General features: G+C 68.4%; 28 protein-coding genes. 13 read left to right on the top strand and 15 right to left on the bottom strand.

The genetic code is table 11. The features are described 5' to 3' along the window. Positions 1-40 precede the first annotated feature (40 nt). The 4 genes from fliI to AC3WRV_RS05375 all read left to right on the top strand — a co-directional run bounded on the left by fliI (position 41) and on the right by AC3WRV_RS05375 (position 4248). On the top strand, positions 41-1387 hold the full coding sequence (fliI, locus tag AC3WRV_RS05390; protein WP_291832623.1) for a flagellar protein export ATPase FliI: 1347 nt from the start codon (positions 41-43) through the stop codon (positions 1385-1387). 13 nt (positions 1388-1400) lie between these two features. Continuing rightward, positions 1401-1811, top strand: coding sequence for a flagellar export protein FliJ (locus AC3WRV_RS05385; protein ID WP_492312431.1), 411 nt, complete (start codon positions 1401-1403; stop codon positions 1809-1811). A 105-nt stretch (positions 1812-1916) separates the two neighbouring features. Beyond that, a complete protein-coding gene (locus tag AC3WRV_RS05380) occupies positions 1917-3122 on the top strand; it encodes an alpha/beta hydrolase family protein (protein WP_492312430.1) in 1206 nt (401 codons plus the stop codon). Between the two features lie 55 nt (positions 3123-3177). Beyond that, positions 3178-4248, top strand: coding sequence for an endo-1,4-beta-xylanase (locus AC3WRV_RS05375; protein ID WP_291832631.1), 1071 nt, complete (start codon positions 3178-3180; stop codon positions 4246-4248). On the opposite strand, the gene AC3WRV_RS05370 is transcribed toward AC3WRV_RS05375, so the two are convergent. Then, positions 4245-5150, bottom strand: a complete 906-nt coding sequence (locus AC3WRV_RS05370) for a hypothetical protein (RefSeq protein ID WP_492312429.1) — start codon at positions 5148-5150, stop codon at positions 4245-4247. The genes AC3WRV_RS05375 and AC3WRV_RS05370 overlap by 4 nt on opposite strands. A 16-nt stretch (positions 5151-5166) precedes the next feature. Next, positions 5167-5922 carry a competence/damage-inducible protein A gene (locus AC3WRV_RS05365; RefSeq protein WP_492312428.1) on the bottom strand — a complete coding sequence of 252 codons (756 nt, stop codon included), beginning with the start codon at positions 5920-5922 and terminating at the stop codon, positions 5167-5169. Positions 5923-5945: 23 nt separating this feature from the next. On the opposite strand from AC3WRV_RS05365, the gene AC3WRV_RS05360 reads away from it, so the two are divergent. Next, entirely contained in the window at positions 5946-6719 is a 774-nt protein-coding gene (locus AC3WRV_RS05360) for a DNA/RNA nuclease SfsA (protein ID WP_492312427.1), read from the top strand. A 42-nt stretch (positions 6720-6761) separates the two neighbouring features. Continuing rightward, positions 6762-7586 (top strand): type I methionyl aminopeptidase, encoded by an 825-nt coding sequence (gene map / locus AC3WRV_RS05355; RefSeq protein WP_291832641.1) that lies wholly within the window; start codon positions 6762-6764, stop codon positions 7584-7586. A gap of 57 nt (positions 7587-7643) precedes the next feature. Here map and AC3WRV_RS05350 read toward each other — a convergent pair whose 3' ends face one another. Then, positions 7644-7928 (bottom strand): hypothetical protein, encoded by a 285-nt coding sequence (locus tag AC3WRV_RS05350; protein ID WP_291832644.1) that lies wholly within the window; start codon positions 7926-7928, stop codon positions 7644-7646. A 190-nt stretch (positions 7929-8118) separates the two neighbouring features. Here AC3WRV_RS05350 and radC point away from each other — a divergent pair, with 190 nt between their 5' ends. The 6 genes from radC (at position 8119) to AC3WRV_RS05320 (ending at position 11563) form a co-directional block, all read left to right on the top strand. Next, on the top strand, positions 8119-8844 hold the full coding sequence (radC, locus tag AC3WRV_RS05345) for a RadC family protein (RefSeq protein WP_291832647.1): 726 nt from the start codon (positions 8119-8121) through the stop codon (positions 8842-8844). Between the two features lie 28 nt (positions 8845-8872). Beyond that, entirely contained in the window at positions 8873-9391 is a 519-nt protein-coding gene (locus AC3WRV_RS05340; protein WP_492312426.1) for a GNAT family N-acetyltransferase, read from the top strand. Between the two features lie 70 nt (positions 9392-9461). Then, positions 9462-9701, top strand: coding sequence for a BolA family protein (locus AC3WRV_RS05335; RefSeq protein WP_291832654.1), 240 nt, complete (start codon positions 9462-9464; stop codon positions 9699-9701). 4 nt (positions 9702-9705) lie between these two features. After that, the gene (locus AC3WRV_RS05330; protein WP_291832658.1) at positions 9706-10632 is read left to right on the top strand and encodes an aldo/keto reductase; all 927 of its coding nucleotides are present in this window, start codon (positions 9706-9708) and stop codon (positions 10630-10632) included. Between the two features lie 149 nt (positions 10633-10781). Then, complete coding sequence (gene grxD, locus AC3WRV_RS05325) at positions 10782-11135, top strand: Grx4 family monothiol glutaredoxin (protein WP_291832661.1); 354 nt, start codon at positions 10782-10784, stop codon at positions 11133-11135. Beyond that, positions 11135-11563, top strand: a complete 429-nt coding sequence (locus AC3WRV_RS05320; RefSeq protein ID WP_291832664.1) for an acyl-CoA thioesterase — start codon at positions 11135-11137, stop codon at positions 11561-11563. The genes grxD and AC3WRV_RS05320 overlap by 1 nt, the downstream gene beginning before the upstream one ends. Positions 11564-11609: 46 nt before the next feature. Here the strand turns inward: AC3WRV_RS05320 and AC3WRV_RS05315 are convergent, their stop codons facing one another. The 5 genes from AC3WRV_RS05315 to rpsD form a co-directional block, all read right to left on the bottom strand. Next, entirely contained in the window at positions 11610-11996 is a 387-nt protein-coding gene (locus AC3WRV_RS05315) for a hypothetical protein (RefSeq protein WP_291832667.1), read from the bottom strand. Beyond that, a complete protein-coding gene (locus AC3WRV_RS05310) occupies positions 11993-12121 on the bottom strand; it encodes a hypothetical protein (RefSeq protein ID WP_291832670.1) in 129 nt (42 codons plus the stop codon). The genes AC3WRV_RS05315 and AC3WRV_RS05310 overlap by 4 nt, the downstream gene beginning before the upstream one ends. A 135-nt stretch (positions 12122-12256) precedes the next feature. Further along, positions 12257-12637, bottom strand: coding sequence for a hypothetical protein (locus AC3WRV_RS05305; RefSeq protein ID WP_492312425.1), 381 nt, complete (start codon positions 12635-12637; stop codon positions 12257-12259). Continuing rightward, entirely contained in the window at positions 12634-12852 is a 219-nt protein-coding gene (locus AC3WRV_RS05300; RefSeq protein WP_492312424.1) for a hypothetical protein, read from the bottom strand. The genes AC3WRV_RS05305 and AC3WRV_RS05300 overlap by 4 nt, the downstream gene beginning before the upstream one ends. A 219-nt stretch (positions 12853-13071) precedes the next feature. Continuing rightward, on the bottom strand, positions 13072-13689 hold the full coding sequence (gene rpsD, locus AC3WRV_RS05295; RefSeq protein ID WP_291832678.1) for a 30S ribosomal protein S4: 618 nt from the start codon (positions 13687-13689) through the stop codon (positions 13072-13074). A 205-nt stretch (positions 13690-13894) separates the two neighbouring features. Here rpsD and AC3WRV_RS05290 point away from each other — a divergent pair, with 205 nt between their 5' ends. Further along, the gene (locus AC3WRV_RS05290; RefSeq protein WP_492312423.1) at positions 13895-15058 is read left to right on the top strand and encodes a serine hydrolase domain-containing protein; all 1164 of its coding nucleotides are present in this window, start codon (positions 13895-13897) and stop codon (positions 15056-15058) included. Here the strand turns inward: AC3WRV_RS05290 and AC3WRV_RS05285 are convergent. From AC3WRV_RS05285 to AC3WRV_RS05255, 7 genes are all read right to left on the bottom strand, one after another. Further along, complete coding sequence (locus tag AC3WRV_RS05285) at positions 15055-15984, bottom strand: MBL fold metallo-hydrolase (RefSeq protein ID WP_492312422.1); 930 nt, start codon at positions 15982-15984, stop codon at positions 15055-15057. The genes AC3WRV_RS05290 and AC3WRV_RS05285 overlap by 4 nt on opposite strands. Positions 15985-16113: 129 nt before the next feature. Then, complete coding sequence (locus tag AC3WRV_RS05280; RefSeq protein ID WP_492312421.1) at positions 16114-16725, bottom strand: superoxide dismutase; 612 nt, start codon at positions 16723-16725, stop codon at positions 16114-16116. A 130-nt stretch (positions 16726-16855) separates the two neighbouring features. Continuing rightward, positions 16856-17083 carry a hypothetical protein gene (locus AC3WRV_RS05275; protein ID WP_492312420.1) on the bottom strand — a complete coding sequence of 76 codons (228 nt, stop codon included), beginning with the start codon at positions 17081-17083 and terminating at the stop codon, positions 16856-16858. After that, positions 17080-18051 carry a DUF4350 domain-containing protein gene (locus AC3WRV_RS05270; RefSeq protein WP_492312419.1) on the bottom strand — a complete coding sequence of 324 codons (972 nt, stop codon included), beginning with the start codon at positions 18049-18051 and terminating at the stop codon, positions 17080-17082. Before AC3WRV_RS05270 ends, AC3WRV_RS05275 begins: the two co-directional genes overlap by 4 nt. Positions 18052-18077: 26 nt before the next feature. Then, positions 18078-18911 carry an S-formylglutathione hydrolase gene (fghA, locus tag AC3WRV_RS05265; RefSeq protein ID WP_492312418.1) on the bottom strand — a complete coding sequence of 278 codons (834 nt, stop codon included), beginning with the start codon at positions 18909-18911 and terminating at the stop codon, positions 18078-18080. 8 nt (positions 18912-18919) lie between these two features. Beyond that, complete coding sequence (locus tag AC3WRV_RS05260) at positions 18920-19303, bottom strand: VOC family protein (RefSeq protein ID WP_291838376.1); 384 nt, start codon at positions 19301-19303, stop codon at positions 18920-18922. 61 nt (positions 19304-19364) lie between these two features. Continuing rightward, positions 19365-20471: an S-(hydroxymethyl)glutathione dehydrogenase/class III alcohol dehydrogenase gene (locus AC3WRV_RS05255; protein WP_492312417.1), complete on the bottom strand. Its 1107-nt coding sequence runs from the start codon at positions 20469-20471 to the stop codon at positions 19365-19367. Positions 20472-20481 lie beyond the last annotated feature (10 nt).

The following is a 20481-nucleotide window of genomic DNA, read 5'->3' as shown; positions in this document are numbered from 1 at the left end:
CACGATCCCGCATCCGTGGAGGCCTGTTCAGGGGTCCCATTTGCGCAATCTCGCCGCCGCCGTCGAAGCGATCGATCCGCTGGTCGTGACCGGCAAGGTCGCGGGCGTCAGCGGGCTGCTGATCGAGTCCAAGGGCGGGCTCAGCCGTCTGGCCGTCGGCGCACGGGCCGAGATCGAGCGCGGACGCGGCCTCAGCGCCCTGCCCGCCGAGGTCGTCGGCTTCCGCGACGCCAAGGCCCTGCTGATGCCGTTCGGCCCGGTCGAGGGCGTGGCCCCCGGCGCCGACATCCGCATCATCGACACCGCCGCCAGCGTCCGCCCGACCACCGCCTGGCTGGGCCGCATCATCGACGCCTTCGGCAATCCCATCGACGGCAAGGGTCCGCTGCCCCAGGGTCCGGCCAGCTATCCCCTGCGCGCGCCCCCGCCCCCAGCCCACTCGCGTGGCCGTGTCGGCGAGCGTCTCGACCTCGGCGTGCGGGCCATGGACGTCTTCACCACCACCTGCCGGGGCCAGCGCCTCGGCATCTTCGCCGGCTCCGGCGTCGGCAAGTCAGTGCTGCTGTCCATGCTGGCCAAGCAGGCCACCTGCGATGTCGTCGTCGTCGGCCTGATCGGCGAACGGGGCCGGGAGGTCCGCGAGTTCATCGAGGAGACCCTAGGCGAGGAAGGCCTGAAGCGCGCCATCGTCGTGGTCGCCACCTCCGACGAACCCGCCCTGAAGCGCCGCCAGTCGGCCTATATGACCCTGGCGATCAGCGAGTACCTGCGCGATCAGGACCTCGAGGTCCTGTGCCTGATGGACTCCGTCACCCGCTTCGCCATGGCGCAGCGCGAGATCGGCCTGGCCGCGGGCGAGCCGCCGACGACCAAGGGCTATACGCCCACCGTCTTCACCGAACTGCCCAAGCTGCTGGAGCGCGCGGGCCCGGGTCCGGTCCGGCCCGACGGCACCACCGCCGGTCCGATCACCGCCCTGTTCACCGTGCTGGTGGACGGCGGCGACCATGACGAACCCATCGCGGACGCCGTGCGCGGTATCCTGGACGGCCACATCGTCATGGACCGCAAGATCGCCGAGCGCGGCCGCTTCCCGGCCATCGACGTGCTGAAGTCTGTCAGCCGGACCCTGCCGGGCTGCCAGACGCCGCCCGAGCGCGAGCTGAACAAGCGCGCCCGCCAATGCCTGTCGGCCTATGCGAACATGGAGGAGCTGATCAAGATCGGCGCCTATCGCACCGGCGCCGACCCCATCGTCGATCGCGCCATCGCGCTGAACCCCGCGCTGGAAGCTTTCCTGGGTCAGGACAAGGACGACCACACCGGTCTTTCCGATTCCTTTACCCGGCTGGAAGCAATTCTGAACCAAGGCATGATCAGCCAGTGACCGGAGTAGACCAATGACCGCCTGGGCCCAATCGCTGATCCGGATCTCCAACTACGAGGTCGAGACGCTGCAGAAGCGTCTGGCCGAGATCACCGCGCGCCGCGCCTCCGCTGAAATGCGTCTGGCCGTGCTCGACGCCGAGGTCGAGGTCGAGCAGGAACGCGCCCGTCAGGACGCCGACGCCGCCATGCTGCTTCAGGCCTATCTCAACGGCTGGAAGATGCGGAAATCCGCCGCCCAGAACGACGTGGCCGAGATCGACGCCGAGGAAGTGGGCGCCCGTGACGCCCTGACCGGCGCTTTCGAAGAGCTGAAGAAGTTCGAGCACGTCGCCGAGACGACCCGCCTCGCCGCCATGATCGCCGCCGGCAAGCGCGAGACGGCGGCCTTCGACGAAATGGGCCTGCGCCGCCGCGCGAGCTGATCGCGCCGCCCCGGCCAACATCCGCCACAGTCCCCCGAAATCTGTCCTTGAGCTTGGCCGTTCGCGCGGCCCTGCGCCGCGTTTCGCACATGTGGGAGTTCGGTGATGCGTCTTCGTGTTCTGGCGTCCGGCCTCGTCGCCCTGGGTCTGCTCGCCGGCTGCGTCGGCGCTCCGAGCGAGCCGCTGCTGCGCCCGCCCCCCGCGGCGGGGGCGCCGCTTCCCGGTTGGGTGATCCGCCTCGACCCGATCGAGACGCGGGATCGCGCCGCCCTCCAGCGGACCGCAGACGACCTGCCGGGCGCGATCCGGGTCCGCAACGACGTCGACCTGTACCGGCTGGTCTATTGGACCCAGGTCAAGGGACGGCCTGTCCCGGTCTCGGGCCTTGTCGCCGTTCCGCATGGCGTCGCGCCCAAGGGAGTGGTCGTCTACCTGCACGGCACCACGACGACGCGCGCCGTCTCGCCCTCCCTGCCCGGCCGGGCCGACGGCGACCAGGAGGCGGCGGTCTTCGCCGGCTCTGGCTACATCACCCTGCTGCCGGATTACGTCGGCCTGGGCGAGTCCGACCTGCCGCAGGCCTATCTGGTGGCGCAGCCCCAGGTCGATGCGGCCGCCGACATGCTGAAGGCGATCCGAGGGGTGGACGCCGTCCCCGGCCTTCCCGAGCGCCTGCCGCTGTTTCTCATGGGCTTCTCGCAGGGCGGCCAAAGCGCCGCGGCCCTGCATCGCGCGCTCGAGCGACGCCCCGTCGGCGGCTACGATCTGGCCGCCACCGTGGCCATCGCCGGACCGCATGACCTGCTCGGCGCGGTCGTCGGCAAGCTGGACGGCCCCGACGCCGAAAGCCCGCGCAACGTGGCCTATCTGGCCTTCGCCGCCACGGCCTATGCGAACTACTACGGCCAGCCGCTGGACGCCCTCCTGACGCCGGAACTGGCGCGGATCGTCCCCGGCCTGTTCGACGGAAGCCATTCGCCCGAGGACATCGTCGGCCAGCTGCCCTCCGACACGCGCCGGCTGTTCCGGCCCGAAGCCTTGGCGGCGCTCAAGGCCGGAAACGGCTGGTTCGCCCGGGCCCTGCGCGAGAACGAAACCGCCGCCTGGACGCCCCGCGTCCCGCTCCGGATCGTGATCGGCGCGGCGGACGAGGACGTGCCCCCCGCCTCATCTCGAGCGCTCCTCGACCACGCCCGGCGGCGCGGGACTGTCACGGCGCAAACGGTCCCGGGCGCCGACCACATGGGCGCGGCGGCGCAGAGCTATGCGCCGACCCTGACATGGTTCGAGAGCCTGTCCGGCGGCTCCTGAGGATCAGGACCGCGTCTTCACCAAATGGGTACGACCGGCGCCCTAGGTTGCGTCCATGATCTCGCGCCGGACATGCCTGACCGCTCCCCTGGCTCTGGTCGCCTGCGACCGGCTGGCCTCGGCCCAGCCCGCGCCCGGCCCCATCGCCGCGCCGCTGAAGACCATCGTCCCCGCGCCCTTCGGCGCCACCGGCATGACCTGGCAGCTGGACCAGCCCGACTGGATCGCCGCCGTCCGCCGCCATTGCTCGCAGCTCACCCCGGAGTGGGAGCAGAAGATGGAGCGAACGCTGGGCGCCGGCTTCACCTACGACTTCGAACCATCCGACCGCGTCGTCGCCTTCGCCCGCGACAACGGCCTGCGCGTCCACGGTCATACGGTGATCTGGTATTCGCAGGGCGGGGAAGTCTTCAACGACGCCACGGTCCCGCGCGCCCGTTTCGCCGCCGAGTACGACCGCTACATCTCCACCTTCGTCGGTCGCTATCGCGGCCAGATGGCCGGCTGGGACGTGGTCAACGAGCCGGTGGCCGAGGACGGAAACGGGCTGCGCGAGTGCCACTGGAGCCGCGCGTTGGGCATGGACGGCTATATGGTCCGCGCCTTCGAACAGGCCAAGGCGGCCGATCCTGACGCGACCCTTTTCCTGAACGAATACAATCTCGAGAACATCCCGGCGAAAGGCGCGACCTTCCTCAAGCTGGTCGAGCGCCTGCTGAAGCTGGGCGCGCCCATCGGCGGCATAGGGACCCAGTCGCACCTCGATATCGAGATCCCGGCCGGACAGATCACCAGCTTCATGCGCGACGCCGCCTCGCTGGGCCTGCCGATCCATGTGTCGGAGTTGGACTTCCCGATGCAGCGCGACGGCCGCAGGCCCGACCTGCGCTCCATGACCGAAAAGCGAGCCCAGCAGGTCGCCCGCGTCGGCGAACTGGCCGAGGCCTTCGCCCTCCTGCCTGAGCGCCAGCGCTACGCCTTCACCACCTGGGGCCTGCGCGACATCGACAGCTGGCTGGTCCGTGAAGGCCGCAGCAAGGACAGCCCGCTGCTTCTGGACGCGGAGGGTCGGGGCAATCCGGCCTATCAGGCGGTCGTGGGTGCTTTCGGACGGGCCGGCGCCTAGAAGGCGATACCGGGCCTCAGAACCACCTGGAATATCGCCAGGACCGCCAGGCAGGCGATCAGGGGCCAACGCCACGCGACCGCGCCACCCCGCGCTCGGACGTCCGAGGCCGTCCAGGCCGCCCCCGCCAGCCACGCCAGCCCCAGCACCGTGATGACCACCGGAACCAGCACGACCTGGTCCAGACCGCCGGGAACCCGATAGGCGAAGATCAGGGGCAGGCCCGCCAGTCCCGGCACGACCGCCGCTTGCAGCATAAAAAGAGTCCGGCTTCCCCGTCCGGCTACAGCCGCCGGATGAGAGGCGACCTCCAGCATCGGCCGCGCCAGCGCCACGCCGAACACGGCCATTCCGGCCAGCGCCGCCGCCGTCGCCGCCCAATAGGCCGGCGTCGTGAAGCCCAGGTAGGTCATCGCACGGCCGACGTCGTTTGGCGGCAGCATGGTCCCGACAACGACCTGCGGCAGGGCCATGAACACCCCGTGAAAGGCCAGCCAGACCAGAAACAGCCGCGCCGTCGTCGAAGCCGGCGAGCGCAGCCGCAGCGCCGCGAAGGCCGCCAGACCGACGATCAGGGTCGCCAGCGCCCCGGTCCCCTGGAACAGCTCGGCCAGCGGATTGTCGCCGGTCCAGTCGTGGTTGTTGTGGAACAGCACCGGCTCCAGCCCCGGCGTCAGGGCCTTGGGCAGGACCAGGAAGACCTCCTGCACGAAGAAGATCAGGTTGAAGGCCAGCACGTGCAGCAGGGTGGAGACGCCGGTCAGCCGCCAGTCCCAGGCCGGGGACGGACCGGACATCGCGCGGTCGCCCCGCCGAACCAGACCCGCGAGTCCCAGGATCAGCGGGCCGCCGAAGGCGACCAGGGTCGAAAGGATCAGAATCGTACCGGCGTCGGGCCGCATGGGCGCTCCTGTTATCTCAGACCTGTTTCGCCACGACGCCCGCTCCGGCCAGATCGGCCAGCAGCGCCTCGACCGCCGCCTCCACCTTCGCCTCGTCGCGCCCACGCAAGACTAGGTTCGTCCCGACTTCTCCCGCCGAGCCGTGGCCGAAGGGATAGCTGCCGAAGCTGACCTCGCGCTCGGCCTTCGCCGCCGCCGTCAGGATGTCGGCGATCGCCCCCTCGCCCACCCCGCTGACCCGCACCGTGCGCGACAGCACCACCGCCCCGGTCCGCAGGCGCGGCGCCACGTCTTCCAGCATGGCCGTCATGATCTTGGGCACGCCGGCCATCACGAAGACATTGCCGATCTGGAACCCCGGCGCGTCCGTCACAGGATTGGCGATCAGCGTCCCGCCCTCCGGGATCCGCGCCATCCGCCGCCGCGCGGCGTTGAACTCGCCCGGTCCGTAGCGCTTCTCCAGGATCGCCACCGCGTCCGGATGCTCCGGCAGGGCTGCGCCGAACGCCTTCGCCACCGCATCGGCGGTGATGTCGTCATGCGTCGGCCCGATGCCGCCGGTGGTGAAGACGTAGTCATGGCTGTCGCGCAGGGCGTTCAGATTCCCGACGATCTGCTCCGTCCGGTCGCCGACCGTCCGCGCCTCGATCAGGTCGATCCCCAGCGCCGTCAGGAACCGCGCGATGGTGTTCAGATTGGTGTCCTGCGTTCGCCCGGACAGGACTTCGTCCCCGATGATCAGAACGGCGGCGGTGGGGGATGCGTCGGTCATGACGACAAGCTAGAGGCAAAGCCATGCGCTTCAAGTCGCCTCTCGAACGCGGAACCCTGATCCGCCGCTACAAGCGCTTCCTGGCGGACATCGCGCTGGCGGACGGGGCGGAGACCACCATCCACGTCCCCAACCCCGGGGCCATGCTGGGCCTGACCGAGCCGGGTCTGCCGGTGTGGATGTCCCGCTCGCCGGATCCGAAGCGGAAACTGCCCCTGACGCTGGAAATGGTCGACCTGCCCGGCGCGGGGCTCGTCGGCGTCAACACCATGAACCCGAACCGCATCGGCGAGGCGGCCATCGCAGACGGCCTGATTCCCGAACTGGCCGGCTATCCGATCCTCCGGCGCGAGGTCCGCTACGACGAGAACAGCCGCATCGACATCCTGCTCCAGTCTTCTCCCTCCCCTTCTGGGGAGGGTGGCGACGGCGCAGCCGGCGACGGGTGGGGCGGGCTCCCGCCGGACCGCCCGTCCGCCTGGGTCGAGATCAAGAACGTCCACTTCAGCCGCACCGCCGGTCTCGCCGAATTTCCCGACTGCAGGACAGAGCGCGCCGGCAAACACCTGAAGGCCTTGGAGCGGGTGGTCGATGCGGGCGGCCGGGCGGTCATGCTGTTCATCGTCCAGCGCATGGACTGCACGGCCTTCACCACCGCCGACGACATCGACAAGGCCTACGGCCCCGCCCTGCGGCAGGCCGCCTCCCATGGGGTTGAGGTTTTATGCTACAGTTGCCACCTGACGCCTGAAGCGATCCGACTGGATCGCGCCCTGCCATGGCGGCCCAACTCCTGACGAAGAGGTCGGGGATACAGGGGCCGCACCGAAAGACGACGCATGTACGAGACCCCCGAACTGGACGCTGACACCTTCGTCCGCACCCATGAGATCCGCGTCCACCAGGACGAGGAAGCCTGGGAGGGCATGCGCGCCGCCGGCAATCTGGTCGCCCGCGCCCTGGACATGATCACCCCGCACGTCGTGCCGGGCGTCACCACGGGCGAGATCGACGACCTGATCCGCGAGTTCACCCTCGACAACGGCGGCCTGCCCGCCTGCCTCGGCTACAAGGGTTACGAGAAGACCGTCTGCACCTCGATCAACCACGTCGTCTGCCACGGCATTCCGGGCGACAAGGTCCTGAAGGACGGCGACATCGTCAACATCGACCACACCGTCATCGTCGACGGCTGGCATGGCGACTCCAGCCGCATGTTCGCGGTCGGGACGATCAACGCCCGCGCCAGGAAGCTCATCGACGTCACCTATGATTCGCTGGAAGCCGGCCTGGCGGTGATCAAGCCCGGCGCCACCTTCGGCGACATCGGCTACGCCATCCAGCAGGTGGTCGAGGCCCAGCGGATGTCCGTCGTCCGCGACTTCTGCGGCCACGGCATCGGCCGCCTGTTCCACGACAGCCCCAACGTCCTGCACTACGGCCGCCGCGGCGAAGGCGCGACCTTGAAGAAGGGCATGTTCTTCACCGTCGAGCCGATGGTGAACCTGGGCAAGCCGCACGTGAAGGTCCTGTCCGACGGCTGGACCGCCGTGACCCGCGACAAGTCCCTGTCCGCCCAGTGCGAGCACACCTGCGGCGTCACCGACGACGGCGTTGAACTGTTCAGCGCCAGCCCCGCTGGGCTGTTCCGCCCGAAGTTCTGATCGGTCAGATAGTGGATGACCCCGGACGCGATGTCCGGGGCCTCCTGTCTGATCAGCCTAGGCCTCGATGGGCCCGATCTGACCGCCCTGGCAGGTGAAGATCGGCGTCTGATCGAAATAGGCCGACGGAACCTGAACCCGGACAACGTAGACGTAGTCCAGCACCTGCCCGCAGCCCTGATCGTAGACCGTTCCGAGGTACTGCGTCTTCGCGGCGTCGGCATAGTAGTCGTACTGATAGCCGGTCATCTCCGGATTGGTGCTCTGGGCCATGCCCATCGTCCCGGCGGCGGCCAGAGCCATGGCCGAAACCATGGCGACACTCTTGAATTTACCGATCATGTGAAGTCCCCAAACAGCGCCTCTTGCGCACGAGCAACTGAGGGCGAGCTTGGCTTTGCGAGCAACTCACGGTTCTGTTATCCAGCTGATTATAGGTTGTTCTCGCTCGATCCCACCGCGACGTCCTGAAACCGCCTGAGGTTGAGCGTTCTCGCCGGTTGGTGCAGGCTGGGCGTGCACAGGACGCGCCATGCTGGATCCCCCGCCGCCCCCGAAATCGCCCCACCACGTGGGTCATCGCGAACGGCTGCGCGACCGCGCTCGCGGCGCGGGCGTCCACAACCTGCCTGACTACGAGCTGCTGGAACTGTTCCTGTTCCGCAGCCAGCCGCAGGGCGACATCAAACCCATCGCCAAGGCCCTGCTGGCGCGCTTCGGCTCATTGGCCGCCGTCCTCGCCGCCTCGATCGAGGACCTGATGACGGTCCGAGCCGAGGATTCACGTGGCCGCTCGAAAGGCGTCGGCGCCGAGACCGCCCTGGACCTCGCCGCCCTGCACGAGGTCGCCCGCCGCGTCGCGAAGGAACAGGCGGGCAAGCGCACCGTCATCTCCTCATGGACCGCGCTTCTGTCCTACGTCCGGCTGTCGCTGCAGCACGAGCCGCGCGAGCAGTTCCGCGTCCTCTATCTCGACAACCGCAACCAGCTGATCCTCGACGAGGTCCAGAACCGCGGCACCGTCGATCATGCCCCCGTCTACCCCCGCGAGGTCGTGCGCCGGGCGCTGGAGCTGTCGGCCAAGTCGATGATCATCGTCCACAACCATCCGTCCGGCGACCCGACCCCGTCCCGCGCCGACATCGACATGACGCGTCAGGTGGTCGAAGCCGCCCGGGCGCTCGACATCTCGGTCCACGACCATCTCGTCGTCGGCCGCGACGGCGTGGCCAGTTTCAAGCAGCTGGGATTGATGTGAGGAGGCAAATGCTGGACCTGTTCGGCACATGACCACCACCCTGATCACCGACCGCCTGACCCTGACCCCGGTGCAGGCTTCCGATTTCCCGGACCTTGTGAAGCTGTGGGGCGATCCGGCCTTCGCCACCGCCATCTTCCCCGCCGCTCTGTCATCCGAGGAGGTCTGGTTCCGCCTGTTGCGCGACATCGGCCACTGGGAGGCGCTGAACTACGGCAACTGGTCGATCCGCGAGACCGCCACTGGCGAATATCTCGGCGGTGTCGGCGCCTTCGACTACCGCCGCCTGATGGACCCGCCCTTCGATGCCCCCGAACTGGGCTGGGGGATCGCACCCCGCTTCCACGGCAGGGGGATCGCCTTCGAAGCCCTGTCGGCCGCCCTGGCCTGGTGCGACGACGCCCTGAACGCCCCGCGCACCGTCTGCATGATCGCCCCGGACAACGCCTCGTCGCTCAAGCTCGCCGCGCGCGCGGGCTACACGCCCTACGCCGAGACCGCCTACAAGGGCGCGCCGGTGATCCTGCTGGAGCGTCACGCGGCCTGAAACGCCGGCGCGTAGCCGGACATTAAGGATTACCGGCGACATTCACCACGAACCCGGAGTGCGTCCGCCCATGCCCATGTCCGTCGAAGATCTTCGCGGCCATCTGACCGAAGCCTTTCCCGACGCCGAGATCGCCATCGACGATCTGGCGGGCGACGGCGATCACTATCGCGCGCGGATCGTCTCTTCGGCCTTCGCCGGCATGCCGCGCGTACGGCAGCACCAGCTCGTCTACGCCGCCCTGAAGGGCAAGATGGGCGGCGAACTGCATGCCCTGGCCCTCGAAACCTCGGTCCCGACGGAGGGCTGACCCCATGCGCTATCGTCCCTTCGGCAACCTCGGCCAGGCCGTCTCGGTGGTCACCCTCAGCCTCGGGCCCCGCGACATCGCCGACGGCCCCCAAGCCGGACGCGAACTGATCTATTCGGCCCTGGAAGCCGGCATCAACAGCTACCGTCTGCAGTCCGCCGACCCCGTGCTGGCCGAGGTGCTGGGCGAGGCCCTGCGCCACGTCGACCGCAAGCTGGTGCAGGTATCGCTGATGCTCGGCGCGGGCGACGGCCGCCGCGGCTCTGACCGGGACTTCTCCGCCGAGGGCATGACCAGCGCCATCGACCGCGCCCTGCACGCCTCCGGTCTGGGCTGGTTCGACCTGGCCGTGCTGGACGAACCGGACGATCACGAACTGCCCCAGTCCTCGCTGAACGCCCTGAAGGCCCTGCGCGCCACCCAGCGCGTCCGTCTGCTGGGCATCTCGGGCGAGAGCGAGGTGATGGACACCTACGTCTCGACCGGCGCCTTCGACGTGCTGTTCACCCCCTTCCATGTGAATTCGCCCTGGCAGATCCGCTCCCGTCTGCGCGACGCCCGCGAGCGCGACATGGCCATCTTCGTCTACGGCTATTTCCCCGACAGCCTCGACACCGCCAAGAAGGCCTCCGCCGTTCACGAAGAGGAGAAGAAGGGCTTCTTCGGCTTCGCCAAGTCCTCGCGACCCAAGACCGATCCGCTGGCGGGCGTCGGCACCTTCGCCTTCCTGCACCAGACCAACGGCTGGACCGCCGAAGCCATCTGCCTGGCCTACTCGCTGACCGATCCCTCGGTGGCCAGCGCCCTGATCGAGGCCTCGGACATCGAGCGGCTCAACACCCTGTCGCTGGTTCCTGACCGCGACCTGCCCCCCGGTCTGGCCGCCCAGATCGAAATGGCCCGCGTCGCCGGCGCCAACAAGGCGGCCTGACGACGCCGTCCTTCTCCACGTGAGGAGGGCTTGCACCGCAGCGTTCCCGGCCGCCGACGTTCGCGCGCCCGTTTCGGCGTAACGCCGCACGCCCTTGACCCCTGCCCTGTCCGACCCTAGCTGACGCCCTTCACCGAAAGGCCTACCCAGTGACCGATCAAGCTGTCGCAGACCCCGTCCACACCTTCATCGCCGACACGCTCGCGCAGCACGACGTCGTGCTGTTCATGAAGGGCACCCCGGATGCGCCGCGCTGTGGCTTCTCCTCGCTGGCGGTTCAGATCCTCGACCACATCGGCGCGCCGTTCGTCGGCGTCGATGTGCTGCAGGACGAGAACCTGCGCGAGGGCATCAAGGCCTTCACCGACTGGCCGACCATCCCGCAGCTCTATGTGAAGGGCGAATTCGTCGGCGGCTCGGACATCGTGCGCGAAATGTTCAACGCGGGCGAGCTTCAGGCCCTGATGGCCGAAAAGGGCGTGCCGCTGGGCCAGGAAGACTGATGGCCCGCGCCCAGCTGGAGCCGCGCGAGGACCGCGAGATCTTCGTCCTCCCGCTGGAGGTCCGTCCCGAGCACATCGACGAGAACGGCCACGTGAACAACGTGGTCTACGTCGGCTGGCTGCAGGACGCCGGCACGGCCCACTGGAACGCCAGCTTCGACGAGGACACCCGCACGAAGTGGTCGTGGGTCGGCGTCCGGCACGAGATCGACTATTTCCGCCCCCTGATGCCCGACGCGACCGGCGTCAGGGCGCGCACCTGGGTTGGTGATCCACAGGGGCCGCGCTTCGCCCGCTACGTCCGCATCGAGGACGGCGAAGGCAGGCTGTGCGCCCAGGGCGTTTCGGAATGGGTGCTGGTGGATTCCAGGACCATGCGCCCGCATCGCATCCCGGCGGAGATGCTGCCGGCCTTCCAGAAGCGCTGAATTGAAAAGGGCCGGAGCGCTGTGCGTCTCCGGCCCTTTCGCTTTTCTACAGCTTCGTCGGATTGATCAGGCGCGCCCGGGTGCCGGGCTCGACGCCCAGTTCGGCCAGCGTCCAGCTGACGTCGACACCGTCCGGGACCAGGGCCTTGCACAGGTCCTGGGCGGTGCGGCGCAGCGCCACCTCGGTCCAGCCGTCGCCGGCCGGGGTCAGATCGACCGCGAAATGGGAGGCGTCGGTGCAGCCGTTCGACTCCACCCGCACGGTCAGGCGACCGTCGGCGATCCGCGCCGAACGAACGGCTTCCAGCGCCGGCGCGGACTGGTCGCCGCTCCAACTGACGATCACGTCCTTCTGGGCCGAGTCATCGGCATAGATGACGCAGCCCGAAAGCAGCGGCGCAGCCAGCGCCGCCGCGATCAGGGCGCGGATCACTGACCCGCTTCCGCCGGGGCCTGATGCACCACGCGGGTGGTCGGCTTGTCGGTGGCGACGATGATGCAGCCGCTCAGAACCGGAGCGGCGATGGCGAGAGCGAGAACGAGGGCGATACGGCGCATGTGGAAATCCCCTTCCAGATGATGAGAGCGCTTCTTTGTGAAGCTTGCGGACAATGTGACGTTCGTTGGGCTGAATAGCACGTGAACAATCGGCAAGGCGGCTGCCGGCCTACATCCCCGCTCTCGGCGGAACAGTCAGGCCGTCGGTCTCAGCTGATAGGGGTTCTCGACCGTCACGCGCGAACCGTGTTTAAGCCCCAGCTCCTCGAACGACCACCGCATCTCGACGCCTTCCGGCTGGATGTCGGCGCAAAGATCCTGCCGAATCCGGCGCAGGGTGATGATCGAGGTGTCGCCCGAGCGCCGCACCATGACGTTCAGGTCGTTCTTGCGAGTGCACCCGTTCGAGCTGACCCAGAACACGGCCTGTCCTTGGCCGACGGCGGCGGCGTGGATGGGTTCGATCTGGCCCACGGCGACACTCTGCGCCCGGTCGGGCAGAAGGCCGCCCATCAGGGCGCACGCCGACATCAGCGGCGACAGCGAGAGCACGGCGAATACGGCGGCCCACCTCATTCCGGGATCTCCGTCCCGTCGTCAGCCGCAGCGAGCCTGCTGCGCTGCGCCTTCGTCAGGATGTCGATCATGCTGTTGAGGTTGCTGACGGGCGCCACGACCCGCACGCGCGACTCGAAACGGCCGTCGCCGGTCAGGCTCACGAAATCGATCCGCGCGGTGTCGCCGACGATCCGGATGCCTCCGATCCCGTCCGCGAAGACTTCGGCGGTCATCGCCGCGCCTCCGGACCGGCCGAGCGCTCCACGGATAAGCAGCGACGCGAACGTCGGCCCGCCTTCGACCTCATCCAAACCTCCCGCCTCAAATCCTGAACGTCCGGATTGTGCGCGTGTTCTCTGGCGAAGTGAACCGGCGTTCGGGGCCGGAAAAGCAAAAGGGCCCCGGATTGCTCCGGGGCCCCTTCAACTTTGATTGCGCTGACGCGCCAGACCTTACGACGAGTAGTATTCGACGACCAGGTTCGGCTCCATCTTCACCGGGTACGGCACGTCGGCCAGTTCCGGCACGCGGACGTAGCGGACCGAGAAGCCGCGATCACCGATTTCCAGGTAATCCGGGATGTCGCGTTCCGACGACTGCTGGGCTTCCAGAACCAGAGCCATGGCGCGGCTCTTTTCCTTGACCTCGATGACCTGGCCCGGCTTCACGCGGTACGAACCGATGTCGACCTTCTTGCCGTCGACGGTCACGTGGCCGTGGCTGACGAACTGGCGAGCGGCCCAGACGGTCGGGACGAACTTGGCGCGGTAGACGATCGCGTCCAGGCGCGACTCCAGCAGGCCGATCAGGTTTTCCGAGCTGTTGCCCTTGCGGCGGGTGGCTTCGGCGTAGGTGGCCGAGAACTGCTTCTCGGTGATGTTGCCGTAGTAGCCCTTCAGCTTCTGCTTGGCCTTCAGCTGCAGGCCGAAGTCCGAGACTTTCGACTTGCGGCGCTGGCCGTGCTGGCCGGGGCCGTACGAACGCTTGTTCACCGGGGACTTGGAACGGCCCCACAGGTTTTCACCCATGGCGCGGTCGATCTTGTACTTGGCGCTGTGGCGCTTGGACATGAAGTCACTCTCTATAGCGATGCGGCCCGGTCCCTCCCCAACTGGAGAGACAATCCCAACGGCGGTCCACGCATCATCCGTCATAAATCCCGCGCCCGACCGGAGTCGGGTGCGCGAAGGCGGCGCTTATGCCTATGGACAAAGCTTAAGTCAACGCCGGCGCCGACCCGTGGTACGGCGAAGCTGACCCTCAAGGAGCCCCGACATGACGTCCCGACTGCTTGCCGCCCTCGCCGCCGCCCTCGGCCTCTGCGCCGCCCCCGCCGTGGCCCAGACCGCCCATCGGACCCCCGCCGGTCCCGAGATTGACGCCGCCGTCGCTCGCCTCATGCAGCAGACGGGTTCCCGAGGCATCGCCGTGGCGGTCATCGACGGCGGCCAGGTCGCCCATGTGAAGGCCTACGGCCAGCGCAACGAGGCCGGCGATCCCCTGACGTCCGACACCATCATGTACGGCGCCTCCCTGACCAAGACGGTCTTCGCCTATTCGGTCATGCAGATGGTCGATGACGGCCTGGTCGATCTCGACCGCCCGATCTCGGAAGCCCTGCCCGACCTGCCGTCGCTCTACGACGAGCGCCTCGCCGACCTCTACTCCGACTATCGCGCTCTGGCCGAGGATCCGCGCTGGCGCGCCATCACGCCGCGCCACAGCCTGACCCACAGCACCGGCTTCGCGAACTTCTACTGGCTGGAGCCGGACGAGAAGCTCCACATCCATTTCGATCCCGGCTCGCGCTTCGCCTATTCGGGCGAGGGCCTGACCCTGCTCCAGTTCATGATCGACCGCGGGCCGGGCCCGGACCTGGGCGACTGGACCCGCGACCGCACCTTCGCCCCGTTGGGCATGACCCGCACGAGCCTGATCTGGCGCCCTGACTTCGCGGCCAACATGGCGGACGGCTGGAAGATCGACGGATCGCCAGAGCCGCATGACGAGCGTTCCAAGGTGCGCGCCGCCGGGTCGATGGACACCACCATCACCGACATGTCCCGCTTCGCCGCCGCCCTGATCCGCGGCGACGGACTCAGCCGCGCCTCCCGCGCGGAACTGGTCCGGCCCCAGCTGCCGATCACCACCGCCAGCCAGTTCCCGACCCTGCAGGACGAACTGCCGCCCGCGCAGCGCCGTCCCGACCTCCAGTCCGGGCTCGGCGTCGTCACCTTCACCGGTCCGCAGGGCCCCGGCTTCTTCAAGGGCGGCCACAACGATACGACCGGCAACACCATGGTCTGCATCGAGCGCGGTCAGCGGTGCGTGGTCATCCTGTCCAACGACGTCCGCTCCGAGCCCGGCTTCGCCGATCTGGTCCGCTTCATCCTCGGCGACACCGGCGTGCCCTATGACTGGGAGTACGGCGCCGACTAGTTGGCTTCGGGCGTCCAGACGAAGCCGTCGTCGCGGCGCTGGAACCGGCCCAGCCCCGGGAACGGGAAGTGGATGCCGTAGATTCGCAGGTTCTGCGAGGCGCCGCGCTCCAGCAGTCCCTGCCGCGTGGTGATCGCGGTGGCGCTGTCGGCGTCCCAGTTGTTCTTCCAGTCGGGCCGCTGCACCGACAGGATCGAACTGTGCAAAGCGTCGCCGATGTACAGCAGCCGCCCGCCGCCCTGCGCGATCTCATAGCCTGAATGGCCGGGCGTATGGCCGTCCAGCGACACGGCGGTGATGTTCGGCGCCACCACCGATCCCGGGGCGAACGCCTGCACCTTCGGCGTGATCGCCCGGACCAGATCGGCCATGTCCGCGTCGGACTGCAGGGCGGTCCATTCCGGAATGCTCAGCCGGATCGTGGCGTTGGGGAACACCAGCGCCCCGTTGGCCACCAGTCCGCCGACGTGATCGCCGTGGGCGTGAGAGATCAGGATGTCGGTGACCTGCGCCGGCGTCACGCCCGCCTCACGCAGCGAGGCCTGCAGCTGGCCTTCCGTGCCCATCTGGCCGCCCGCGCCCGTATCGATCAGCACGACCCGGTCGCCGTCCTTCACCAGCAAGGGCTGGATCGACAGATGGACGGTGTCGTCCGTGACGCCGGACGCCTTCAGCAGGGCCGAGACCTCGGCGGTGTTCGCCCACGGGCTCGCCTCCGTATTGCCCGCCGGCAGGTTCAGCGTCCCGTCCTTCAGCGCCACGGCCTCCAACTGGCCGATGCGGAAGGCGTAGGTGTTCGCCTGCACGACCGCGGCCGGGGCGGGCGACGGCGCGGGCGCCGCAGCCTTCTTCTCCGCTTCGGGCGAACAGGCGCCGAGGGCCGCGAGGAGCAGTCCGGCGGCGGCGAGACGGGCGTAGAAGGTCATGGAAACTCCGGTGCGCGAATATGGCGACGCCTGATCTGGGGCGTCCGCGCCCGAACGCCACCCCCAGGATACAGGAAAGGCGCCGCAGCGATGCGACGCCTTTCCGAAGTCCGGACTGCCCGGCCGACCTTACTTGGCGGCTTCGTACAGTTCGTTGACCTTGTTCCAGTTCACCACCGACCAGAAGGCCTTCAGGTAATCGACCCGGCGGTTCTGGTATTTCAGATAATAGGCGTGCTCCCACACGTCGGCGGCCAGAAGGACGGCGCCCTTCTCGTCGGCCAGGTCCATCAGCGGATTGTCCTGGTTCGGGGTCGACGTGACCTTGAGCTTGCCGTCCTGGAGGATCAGCCAGGCCCAGCCCGAACCGAACTGGCCGGCGCCGGCGGCGTCGAAGTCCGCCTTGAACTTGTCCAGCCCGCCCAGCTCGGCGTCGATCTTGGCGGCCAGTTCGGCCGACGGTTCGCCAGTCTCGCCCTGCGGGGCCAGCAGCTCCCAGAACAGGCTGTGGTTCCAGTGCCCGCCGCCGTTGTTGCGCACGGCCTTCGGCAGCTTGGACATGCCAGCGAACAGCTCTTCCAGCGACTTGCCCTGCAGAGCCGGATCGGCGTCGACGGCCTTGTTCAGGTTGTCGACATAGGTCTGGTGGTGCTTATCGTGGTGGAAGGTCATCGTCTCCTTGTCGATCGCCGGCTCCAGGGCGTCATAGGCGTACGGGAGGGGCGGGAGGGTGAAGGCCATGGGGAGGCTCCTTTCGACAGGTTGAGTCTGGTCCGCATGTAGGCGGCCCGGGGCGGAGGCCCAAGGCGCGGCGGCGGAAATCTTCGACGTAGGAACGCGTGCGTCCCCGGATTGGCTGCAGCGGCGAGGACTAGCCGGCCTTCGGCAGATTGGCCTTCAGGCAGTCGCGCACCGCGCGGCGGTGATCGCCCAGCGCCGCCATATAGTCGACGCCCGCCGCCTCGAACGCGACCTTGGTCGCTGCGTCCAGCCCCAGCGGCAGGGCCGCGATCACTCGCTTCTGCCCCTTGTCGTGCAGGCAGAAGCCCACCTCGGTGCAGAGGGCCGCGAACATGTCGTCATAGGAAGCGTCGGTCATCTCAGGCCCTCAAGGCGGCTCAGCCAGTGCAGCAGGTTCAACGCGAACTGCTGATCGTCGTGGCCGGGGGTCTGTAGACCGAAAACCATGTCCTCGCGCCCGGAATCGGCGGGAAACTTCACCACCTGCGCGGTCAGCATCCCGGCTTCGCCCAGCACCACCACCCGGCCGCGCCCGTGTTCGAAGGCCAGGCCCTGCGCCGGCAGGGCCGGCCGCGCCAGTTCGGCCAGCACCGCATCCCGGGTCGAGGGGTCGCCCTCCACCCGGTTGTTGATCTGCCCCAGCACCTGGACGTTCGCCGCCTCGTGGTCGTCCGGCCGCAGAGCCATCAGCACCGTCGATCCCGGCGGTCCGGACAGCGACTGGCCGGTGAAACTGCGCACCCGGCTGACCGACTCCGACGCGTCGCGTCCGCGCAGGATCGGGTGGTCGCCCAGCGTCCCGGCCTGGGCGGAGAAATCCATCTGGGAGGTGATCCGCCCATCCTCGAAGCGGAAGGCGTAGCCCTTGCCCATGCCGACGCCCAGCGCCCGGCCCAGGGTCTCATTGGCGCTGCCGTAGGGGGCGTGGTCCGCCGCCAGCAACAGCGAGCCGCCGGCGCGAACCCAGGCGTCCAGCGCCGCGATCTCGGCCGCGGTGAAGGCGTCGGGACTGCCGCCGTCTGCGGGCCGCACGGCGTTGGAGATGACCAGCACGTCCACGCCGTCCAGAGCGCCCGGCTGGTCCAGCTTCTGCTCGCCCGCCCGGATGCGATAGCCGTCCGCCTGCACCAGCGCCGCGAACCCGGCATAGCGTCCGCCGATGGTCTGCACGCTGCCGTGCGCCGCATCCAGCTGGATCAGCGGGCCCTCGCCGGCATAGGCGGGACGCGCCACCACCGGATGGAAGGACGGATCGCCCATCTGCTGCTGCGCCGCGGCGGGTGCGGCCAGGGTCAGGACGGACAGGATCAGTACAGGCCACTTCATCGGCGTCGCTCCGGTTCGCCCGGAGCCTACGCCTTCAGCCGCGCCGCATGGAAGGCCACGTGGTCGGCGATGAAACTGGCCATGAAGAAGTAGGAGTGGTCATAGCCGGGCTGCATCCGCACCGTGACCGTCTGCCCGCTGGCCTGGCCCGCCGCGATCAGGAGTTCCGGCTTCAGCTGCTCGACCAGGAAGCCGTCGGCGTCGCCCTGATCGACCAGGATGTCGTCAAAGACGCCGCGCGCCGTCCCGCCCTCGATCAGCCGGGCCGCGTCATGCCGAGCCCATTCCGCCCGGTCGTCGCCCAGATAGGCGGTGAAGGCCTTCTCGCCCCAGGAGCAGCGGGTCGGCGAACTGATCGGCGCGAAGGCCGAGACCGACCGGAACAGGTCCGGATGGCGCAGCGCCAGCGTCAGCGCCCCATGCCCGCCCATGGAATGGCCGGAGATCGAGCGCGTCTTCGTCGTCGGGAAGTTCGCGTCGATCAGCCCGATCAGCTCCTCGACGACATAGGTTTCCATGCGGAAATGCGGCGCCCACGGCGCCTGGGTCGCATCCACATAGAAGCCCGCGCCCTGCCCCAGGTCATAGGCCGGATCGTCGGCGACACCCTCCCCGCGCGGGCTGGTGTCGGGCGCGACGATGATCACCCCGTACTCGGCGGCGGCGGCGTAGGCCCCCGCCTTGGTGGTGAAATTATCCTCGGTGCAGGTCAGGCCGGACAGCCAGATCAGCACCGGGAACGGCCCCGCGCCGGGCGGCGTGAAGACCGACAGCGTCATCGGCGTGCCGGTCTTCACGCTGTCATGCTTCAGATAACGCAGCACGCCGCCGTGGACGGCGTGGGTCTTGGTCGTTTCCACGCGTTCGCTCACCCCGGCCGGTGCATGGCGCAGATCTTGTTGCCCGACGGGTCGCGCAGATAGGCCAGGATCATCGGGCCGAACGGGCCGATGCGCTCGCCGGGCGGGTCCTCGATCGCGCGGCCGCCGGCGGCGACCCCGGCGTCGTGGAAGGCCTGGACCATCTCGGGCGTCTTGGCGTGAAAGCCGATGGTGCCGCCGTTGGCGTGGCAGGCGGGGTCCCCGTCGATGGGCTTGCCGATCGCGAAGGCGCCGCGCGCCGAACGCCACCAGTAGCGCCCCTTGGGGTCCGGCCCGGCCGCAGGCTCCAGGCCCAGGGCGCCGAGCGCGGCGTCATAGAATTTGCGCGACGCCTCGATGTCGTTCGCGCCGACCGTCATGTGGGTGAACATCTCTTCCCTCCCTGGAATGAGACCGTTTTTTTAAACAACCTTTTCCGTGACGCAAGCGCCGTCAGAACACCACGACGCTGCGGATGCTTTCACCCGCATGCATCAGGTCGAAGGCTTCGTTGATCCGCTCCAGCGGCAGGGTGTGGGTGATCATCGGATCGATCTCGATCTTGCCGTCCATGTACCAGTCGACGATCTTGGGCGTATCCGTCCGACCACGCGCGCCGCCGAAGGCCGAGCCCTTCCAGACGCGGCCGGTGACCAGCTGGAACGGACGGGTCGAGATTTCCTTGCCCGCCTCGGCCACGCCGATGACGATGCTCTCGCCCCAGCCGCGGTGGCAGGCTTCCAGCGCCTGGCGCATGACCACGGTGTTGCCGGTGCAGTCGAAGGTGTAGTCGGCGCCGCCGCCGGTCAGCTCGACCAGATGGGCGACCACGTCCGACACTTCCTTCGGGTTGACGAAATGGGTCATGCCGAAGCGACGGCCCCACTCTTCCTTGTCCGGGTTGATGTCGACGCCGACGATCATGTCGGCTCCGACCATCTTCAGACCCTGGATGACGTTCAGGCCGATGCCGCCCAGGCCGAAGACCACGGCGTTTGCGCCCGGCTCGACCTTGGCCGTGTTGACCACCGCGCCGACCCCCGTCGTCACGCCGCAGCCGACGTAGCAGGCCTTGTCGAAGGGGGCGTCCTTGCGGATCTTGGCCAGGGCGATCTCGGGCAGGACGGTGTAGTTCGAGAAGGTCGAGCAGCCCATGTAGTGGGCGATGGCCTGACCCTTGTAGCTGAAGCGGCTGCTACCGTCGGGCATCAGCCCCTTGCCCTGGGTGCCGCGAATGGCGGTGCACAGGTTGGTCTTGCGGCTCAGGCAGCTTTTACACTGGCGGCATTCCGGCGTGTACAGCGGGATCACGTGATCGCCGACCTCGACCGAGGTGACGCCCGGCCCGACCTCGACCACCACGCCCGCGCCCTCGTGGCCCAGGATGCTCGGGAAGATGCCTTCGGAATCCAGGCCGTCCAGCGTGTAGGCGTCGGTGTGGCAGATGCCCGTGGCCTTGATCTCGACCAGCACCTCTCCGGCGCGAGGCCCCTCCAGATCGACCTCGACGATCTCCAGCGGACGTTTGGCCTCGAAGGCGACGGCGGCGCGGGTTTTCATGGCTGGGCTC

The sequence above is a fragment of the Brevundimonas sp. EU05-FHT14B11 genome, assembly GCF_058790835.1.
Note: the sequence above shows the minus strand (reverse complement) of the source record. Positions and strands in the feature narration are given on the sequence as shown.